7 protein-coding genes and 1 pseudogene are annotated in these 6,292 nt (G+C 70.3%); 3 read left to right on the forward strand and 5 right to left on the reverse strand.

What is annotated here, in order from left to right:
• A partial coding sequence (locus VR45_RS34345) for a helix-turn-helix domain-containing protein (protein WP_045943829.1) occupies positions 1-594 on the reverse strand: 594 nt, incomplete at its 3' end.
• 197 nt (positions 595-791) lie between these two features.
• Here VR45_RS34345 and VR45_RS47435 point away from each other — a divergent pair.
• A complete protein-coding gene (locus VR45_RS47435; RefSeq protein ID WP_159394458.1) occupies positions 792-929 on the forward strand; it encodes a hypothetical protein in 138 nt (45 codons plus the stop codon).
• A gap of 117 nt (positions 930-1,046) precedes the next feature.
• Here the strand turns inward: VR45_RS47435 and VR45_RS47440 are convergent, their stop codons facing one another.
• Positions 1,047-1,193, reverse strand: a complete 147-nt coding sequence (locus VR45_RS47440; RefSeq protein ID WP_159394459.1) for a hypothetical protein — start codon at positions 1,191-1,193, stop codon at positions 1,047-1,049.
• Positions 1,194-1,255: 62 nt separating this feature from the next.
• Here VR45_RS47440 and VR45_RS34350 point away from each other — a divergent pair, with 62 nt between their 5' ends.
• Positions 1,256-1,456 (forward strand): hypothetical protein, encoded by a 201-nt coding sequence (locus VR45_RS34350; RefSeq protein WP_045943826.1) that lies wholly within the window; start codon positions 1,256-1,258, stop codon positions 1,454-1,456.
• Between the two features lie 52 nt (positions 1,457-1,508).
• Here VR45_RS34350 and VR45_RS34355 read toward each other — a convergent pair whose 3' ends face one another.
• On the reverse strand, positions 1,509-2,027 hold the full coding sequence (locus VR45_RS34355) for a histidine phosphatase family protein (RefSeq protein WP_045943827.1): 519 nt from the start codon (positions 2,025-2,027) through the stop codon (positions 1,509-1,511).
• 646 nt (positions 2,028-2,673) lie between these two features.
• On the opposite strand from VR45_RS34355, the gene VR45_RS50850 reads away from it, so the two are divergent.
• Positions 2,674-3,048, forward strand: a complete 375-nt coding sequence (locus VR45_RS50850) for a histone-like nucleoid-structuring protein Lsr2 (RefSeq protein ID WP_078897155.1) — start codon at positions 2,674-2,676, stop codon at positions 3,046-3,048.
• A gap of 170 nt (positions 3,049-3,218) precedes the next feature.
• On the opposite strand, the gene VR45_RS49435 is transcribed toward VR45_RS50850, so the two are convergent.
• Together VR45_RS49435 and VR45_RS46235 are read right to left on the reverse strand one after the other, a co-directional pair.
• A complete protein-coding gene (locus tag VR45_RS49435; protein WP_052709599.1) occupies positions 3,219-5,999 on the reverse strand; it encodes an RICIN domain-containing protein in 2,781 nt (926 codons plus the stop codon).
• Between the two features lie 150 nt (positions 6,000-6,149).
• Positions 6,150-6,292 (reverse strand): annotated as a pseudogene (locus tag VR45_RS46235) (sugar ABC transporter substrate-binding protein); the annotation flags it as partial.

Raw genomic sequence — 6,292 nt, forward strand, 5'->3', positions numbered from 1 at the left:
CACGTACAACCGGGCCCCGGACAGGGTGACTGTCTCGAAGAAGTCGCACGCGAGGAGCGCGGCGGCCTGGGAGCGCAGAAAGTCCGCCCACGTGCTGGAGGTCCGCTCGGGTGACGGCGGGATCCCGGCCTTCTGGAGGATCTCCCACACCGTGGACGCGGCCGCCTTCACGCCGAGGACGAGAAGCTCGCCGTGAAGGCGGCGGTACCCCCACCCCGGATTCTCTGCGGCCAGGCGCAGGACCAGGGCGCGGATGGAGCGTACGGTACGCGGCCGCCCTCCGCGCTTGGGACGGGATCGGGCAGCGTGACGGCGGGCGACCAGGTCGCGGTGCCGGCGAAGAACGGTGTCCGGCCGTACCAGTAGCCGCATCCGGTGGAGCACCTGCGTCGGCAGGTGGTGGAGCAGTGCCGCGAGGAATGCCCGGTCGCTCGCTTCGAACCGGACCCGCTTCCCGCCCAGCTGCCGTTCCGGCACCGCGATCTGATGGCGCAGGGCCAGGATCTCCACGTCCTTGTCGCGGTCGCTCATCGGCAGCAGACGCAGCATCGCGAACGCGTTGGTCACGCCCGGGTACGCCAGTCTCAGCAGCACGATCCATCGGCCTGGCACGCTCATGCGGGCACCCGTGGCCGTTCGTGAGAACGCGCAGGTCACAGGTCCCGGATGAGGTTTTCGGCAGGAGCAGGCTCCGAGCCTCGCCCGCCCGTGTCGAGGGCGAATCTGATGAGCGTGAGCGTGCAGATCAGTCAGCTCATTTCCGCTTCTCCCCGGCGAGCGATCTGCCGCTGATGTTTTCCCACCACGATGGCGTCCAGTCCTTCAGCAACTTCGAGCCGTTCGAGGGCTGGAGCGCCCCCACCGCCAAGATCTACAACCAGGGCGTGGTCCAGTGCGGTGTCTCGGTCGATCCGGTCTGGCAGCCGTAGTCCGTACAGCAGCCTGACGGTTCCGGTCGCGGCGGGCGCGGTGCCCGCTGCGACGGCACGCCCACAGGCCCACGACTCGGGCGGGGCCGGATAGCTCGCCGGCGCGTCCCCAGCGCCTCACGTGATCGCGGTGACGAGAACCACGAACGACGAAGAGGCGAGAGTGCAGATAACGGTGCACTGTCTGCGAGACATGCCCTCGCCGCCGTAGAGGGCGAGTGTCAGCGCGGCCGTGTTGGTGGCGCGCTGCAGGTGGGCGATCACGGCGTCCCCTCTCGGTCGGCGGACACCGAACCCCGGCGGGCACGGCCCTCGCGGCGACCGCCATGGCCGCCCCCGCTCACGCCGACGACGACTCCGCCTTCGGCCAGGGCGTCAACGCCGCCAACAACTGGAACTTCGCCGCCGTCGTCGTCTGCACCATGGAGGTGGCCAGCGTCCCCGTCCTGAGCGGCACCGTCGGCTACGTCGGCGACCACGACAACAACTGCTCCAACGGCAACATCCTCGACCACTCCGGCCGGTAGGCGGTCGGCGCCCGGGTGCCGCCGCGCGAGGTGGCGGCACCCGGGCGGGCGCTCACGCAGTCGGGGACCAGAAGTGGGTCAGGTGGCCGGAGCCGTTCTCCAGGGACTTCCACGGCCCGTCGAAGGTCAGGACGGCAACGGAGGCCGACGGGAAGCCGCCGCGGCGCATCTGTGCGAGCGGCCCGTCCTCGCCGTCGCCCGCGAGGGCGTCGGCGAGTGCGTGCAGGCCCGGGTTGTGGCTGACCACCACCAGGTCCGTGACCTCGTCGGAGGTCTCGTTGAGCAGCGCGGTCAGCTCGCCGAGTGAGGCGTCGTAGAGGCGGTCCTCGAAGCGGGTCGGGGGGCGCTGCGGCAGTTCGGCCGCCGCGAGCTTCCAGGTCTCCCGGCACCGCAGGGCCGTGGAACAGAGAGCGGTGCCGGGAGTGATACCGGTGGCGGCCAGCCACTTCCCGGCGGCCGGGGCGTCCTTGCGGCCCTTCGCCGCGAGGGGCCGCTCGTGGTCGTCCACGTCCGACCATTCGGACTTGCCGTGCCGGATCAGGATCAGTCGGCGGGTGTTCTCAGCAGTCATGCACCTCACGCTACACACTACGGAGCTGTCCGATTGCGGAAAGCTATCATCGGGCGTCTTCGCCGACACGGCTCCGGTGGTCCGGCGGCATGGCCGGCCGGGTCCCCCGTTCCTCAGCAGCACGGGGAAATCGATGCGGTGTCAGTGGCCTGACGTACGGTCTGCCCATGGATGATCAGCAGTCGCAGCCTTCTTCGGCAGACGACGACTCGACAGCCTGGACGATCCGGCAGCGCTCTTCCGAAGCCGGCGGCGCAGGTCGGCGGCCTGCGCGTCTGCCTGCGCGTCTGTCTGCGTCCGGCCGAGCCGGAGATCACCGGTGAGCGGTGTGCCGACGCCCGCCGCAGGAGACGTGCGGCAGGCGTGGGGCCGGGTGACCGCGTGGCTCGAGCAGCACACCCCTGGCGTTTTTGCTGCCCTCGGCGGCCCCGGGAACCAGGCAGCCATCAGCGCGGCCGAACTGCGCATGGGTGTGGACCTGCCAGGGGAGATGTGGCAGTGGCTTCTGGTGAACGACATCGATGCCGGCAGGCAACCTGATGTCCGATCGTGTCTGGTGGCGCTGGGCTGCCAGGGAGTCGTCCCTGGCGGCGGACTCCTCCTCGGGCTCACGGACATCGAGCGCGTCTACCTCCACAGGACGGCCATGGAGGAGACGGAACCGTCCGGAGACCCTGAATGCCAGTCCTGGCGCAGGGAGTGGGTGCCGATCTCAGCGGAGCGTGACGGCTTCTACGGGAGGTTCCTGAACACGCGCACCGGAGCCGTGGGGTCCTGGTCCGAGGGCTCATCGCCCGAGGACGGTGAATATCCGTCGTTGTCCGCCTTCTTCCAGGAGGTGGCGGACCAGCTGGAAGGAGTCTCATCAGGCGACTGGAGGGGACCTGGCAGGGCTCGTCGGCTCGATCCGCGTCCGGAGGACGAGCCCGTACGCCGCTGGGCGAGGGCGAACGGCTACCTCGTCAACGACCGCGGCCGTATCCCTGCAGCCATCCGTGAGGCGTACGAGGAGTCCCTCTGAGCACAGGCTCCAGCCGAGCGATCAATGATCCTCACTCAGCTGCTGCTTGACGGAAGCCGGACACCGGCAGCGGGCGTCGGCCGGCTTCGTGGCGGTCGCGGCGAGGACGGCCCGGGGTGTCGACCACCATCGTTGGTCGACACCCCGGGCCTTGTTGCGTCAGGTCGGGATCAGGGCAGGTGCCAGATCTGGTTGGCGGCGGCGGAGCAGTCCCACAGGATCAGTCCGGTGCCGGCGGGGCCGGCGCCCGAGTCGTCCAGGCACTTGTTGCTCTGCGGGTTCTTGAGGGTGCCGTCGGCCTGGGGCTGCCAGACCTGGTTTCCGGCCCCGTTCACGCAGCCGTACAGCTGGACGGGGGTGTTGTTGCCGGGGTTGGTGCCGGGGGCGGTCATGCACTTGCCGAGGGTGCGCAGGGTGCCGTCGGTGCCGACGGTCCACTGCTGGTTGGCGGCGGTGCCGCTGCAGGTCCAGACGACGATCGGGTTGCCGTCGGCGGTGCCGGCGCCGGAGTCGTCGACGCACAGGCCGTTGATGCCGGTGATGCGGCCGGTGCCGGTGCCGGTGGCCTTGTCCAGGCCGATCCGGGCGGTGCCCAGGTGGCTGGCCGCTGTGGCCGGTGTGCCGGAGAGCCGGCTGAACGTCATGCCGGAGACCGGGGCCGAGACCCGCTGGACCAGGTAGGACTTGCCGGCCGTGGTCGGGATGGTGAACTGGTCGGCGGTGGTGGGGCTGACGATGACGGTCGACTTGTCGGTGCCGTCGACGACCGACACGCTCTGGCCCGGCCAGGGGTTGCGGATGTTGATGCTGCCGGTGGAGCCGGCGCGGATGCCGACGGTGCCGATGATGCCGCCGTGGACCTGGACGGAGACGGTGCTGCCGCCGTGGATGTACTGGGTGCCGTCGGCGTCCCAGCCCTGCGGCAGGGCCGGGGCGATCCGCAGCAGGCCGTCGTAGTCCTGGACCAGCGCTTCGTTGATCGCGAGCGCGACGTTGGCGGCCTGCTCGATGTAGGGCTCGGTCCCGCCGGGCCTGGCCCACAGGTCGGCCAGGCCGGTGGGGTACGTCTGGTACTTCTGGGTGAGCGCGGTCAGGTCGGCGGCGACCCGGTCGGGCAGGCCGAGGCGGGCGGCGTGGACGGCGTCGAAGCTCCAGTCGTTCTGCTGGACGTTGACCCGGCTGTTGTAGGTGCGCCGGGCCACGGGCAGCAGCGGTGAGTTGTCGCCGATCAGGCCGTAGGGCCAGACGGCTTCGAGGTCGTCGTTCTCGGTGTTGTAGACCGTCGCGGTGGGCTGCGAGGACTGGCCGAGCACATCAGTGCCGGAGGCGTCGGCGGCTGCGGTGAGGTTCTGCCGGTGGGTCGCGGCGTCGGTGCGCGGGAAGTCGGGGATCTGCGGGATCGCGGCCTGCAGCTGGGAGACGAGCGAGGCGTCGGCGTTCAGGACCTGGGCGGCGGAGATCGTGGCGGGGAAGAGGGCCTTCATCGCGTCGATCATGTTGACCGGGTCCTGCACGTTCCACTGGTTCTCGTGGACGTTGGCCACCGCGTGCCGCTTGCCGTCGGCGCCGACCGTGGTGAAGGCCAACAGGAACTGGGTGGACTGCTGCATGAGCGGGTAGTTCGCCGTGAGGAAGGCCTTGTCACCCGTGGTCAGGTACTGCTGCCAGACCCAGAGTCCGATTTCGGCGCCGGTGGAGACCGTGGCACCGTTCCAGGTGGTCAGGGCCTGGTCGCAGGAGGCGTCGCCGAACGGGTCGCCGTCGTTCTGGAAGCCGTTGCCGTTGAAGCGCATGGTCTCCGGCACACAGATCCCGGGCCGGTTGCCCATGTAGGTCCTGGTCCAGGCCTGGATGTTGGCCAGGTTGGAGGTGTAGAGGTTGTAGAGGCCGTTGTTGAGCTCGAACGCGCCGGCGCCGATGTTGGCGGCCACCTGTCCGCGGATGTTCCAGAACCAGTAGCCGGCCGGGTACCAGTTCTGGGTGTCCTGGGAGAAGTTGAAGAGGTCGGCGACTCCGGCCTGGGAGCCGGGAAGCGGCCCGCGGGACTCCTCGGCGGTGTAGAAGTAGTACAGGGTGCGCAGCTTCTCCAGGTAGGCGGCGGTGCCGTCCGCCGAGGAGAGCTTCACCAGGCCGAGCTTGCCCCAGTAGTTGTGCCACCAGGCCTGGTGCGGCGCCCGCAGGGTGTCGGAGCTCGCGGTCGCGTCCGAACCCAGCAGCGAGGCGGCGGTGGTGGCGGCGTTGCCGCCGGTCCAGCTCGGGCTGCCGACCAGGATCCGGAAGCTGCCGTCGGGGTTGGGGGTGACGTCCACCTTCACGGTCTGCGGGTCGGTGACCGTGGCGGTGACGTTGCGCCCGCCGGCGGTGAGTGCGGCCAGGGAGCCGAAGGTCCGGCCGGAGCCGGTGGTGGCGTTGCTGTCGACCCAGGTCTCGGCGAGCGTCGCGACGCCACCGGAGGCCGCCGCGGCCGGTGTGCGCCCGGACCACAGGTTGACGGTGGCGGACTGGACGGTGTTCGGGTCGGCGCCGGTCACGTCCACGACCAGCTCGTCCTTGTCGGCGCGGACGTAGATCGTCGCGCTCATCCCGTCGCCGGACTCGCGCAGCACTCCGTCGTACGGGTCGACGGTGGCGGTGAAGTCGGCGGCGTTCGTGATCCGGGACAGGCCGGGGATCTGCAGCCAACCGGGGGACTTGCGGCTGGGCAGGGTGTCGGCGCGGTTGAGTTGGGCGGTGAAGCCGTTGGCGGCCCAGACCGCGGCGCCGAGGGTGCCGTTGCCCAGCGGCATGGACTGGGTCGCCGCGGTGTTCGGGGTGCCCAGGACGATGTTCGCCTCGCGGACGAGGCTCGCGGTGTCGACGGAGAACGCGCCGCCGGACCAGGCGGTGGTCGTGGTGGCGGCGGTCGCCGTGGCGGGGGACCATGGGGGACCAGGCGGCGGCGGTGGTACCAAGGGTCAGGGCGACTATCGCCCTGACCACCGGTGCACTTCGCATGGTGCGGCCTTTCAGTGGGGGTGGGTGGGGAGCAATCACTGGTGCTGCGCGGACCGCAGTCCCGCTGTCGCGGTGGCTGCCGGCCCGGTTCCGGGGCCCGTCTCGGGTCAGCCCGCGGCGTGGTTGGCCCAGAGCGACGGGTCGTCGACGTTCTCCTTGGTGACCAGGGACGAGGGGATCTGGTCCTCCAGGCCGTTGGGCAGGGAGATGATGGTGGAGCCGTGGTCGGTGGGGCCGGGACGGAAGGTCT

The organism is Streptomyces sp. NRRL S-495 (genome assembly GCF_000966955.1).
GTDB classification, from domain to species: domain Bacteria; phylum Actinomycetota; class Actinomycetes; order Streptomycetales; family Streptomycetaceae; genus Kitasatospora; species Kitasatospora purpeofusca.

What these genes read in the sequence shown, in the direction of transcription:
- VR45_RS34350 (WP_045943826.1), top strand. Translation starts at nt 1,256, where the DNA reads ATGGCCGCCCCCGCTCACGCCGACGACGACTCCGCCTTCGGCCAGGGC.
- VR45_RS34355 (WP_045943827.1), bottom strand. Translation starts at nt 2,027, where the DNA reads ATGACTGCTGAGAACACCCGCCGACTGATCCTGATCCGGCACGGCAAG.
- VR45_RS47435 (WP_159394458.1), top strand. Translation starts at nt 792, where the DNA reads ATGTTTTCCCACCACGATGGCGTCCAGTCCTTCAGCAACTTCGAGCCG.
- VR45_RS50850 (WP_078897155.1), top strand. Translation starts at nt 2,674, where the DNA reads ATGGAGGAGACGGAACCGTCCGGAGACCCTGAATGCCAGTCCTGGCGC.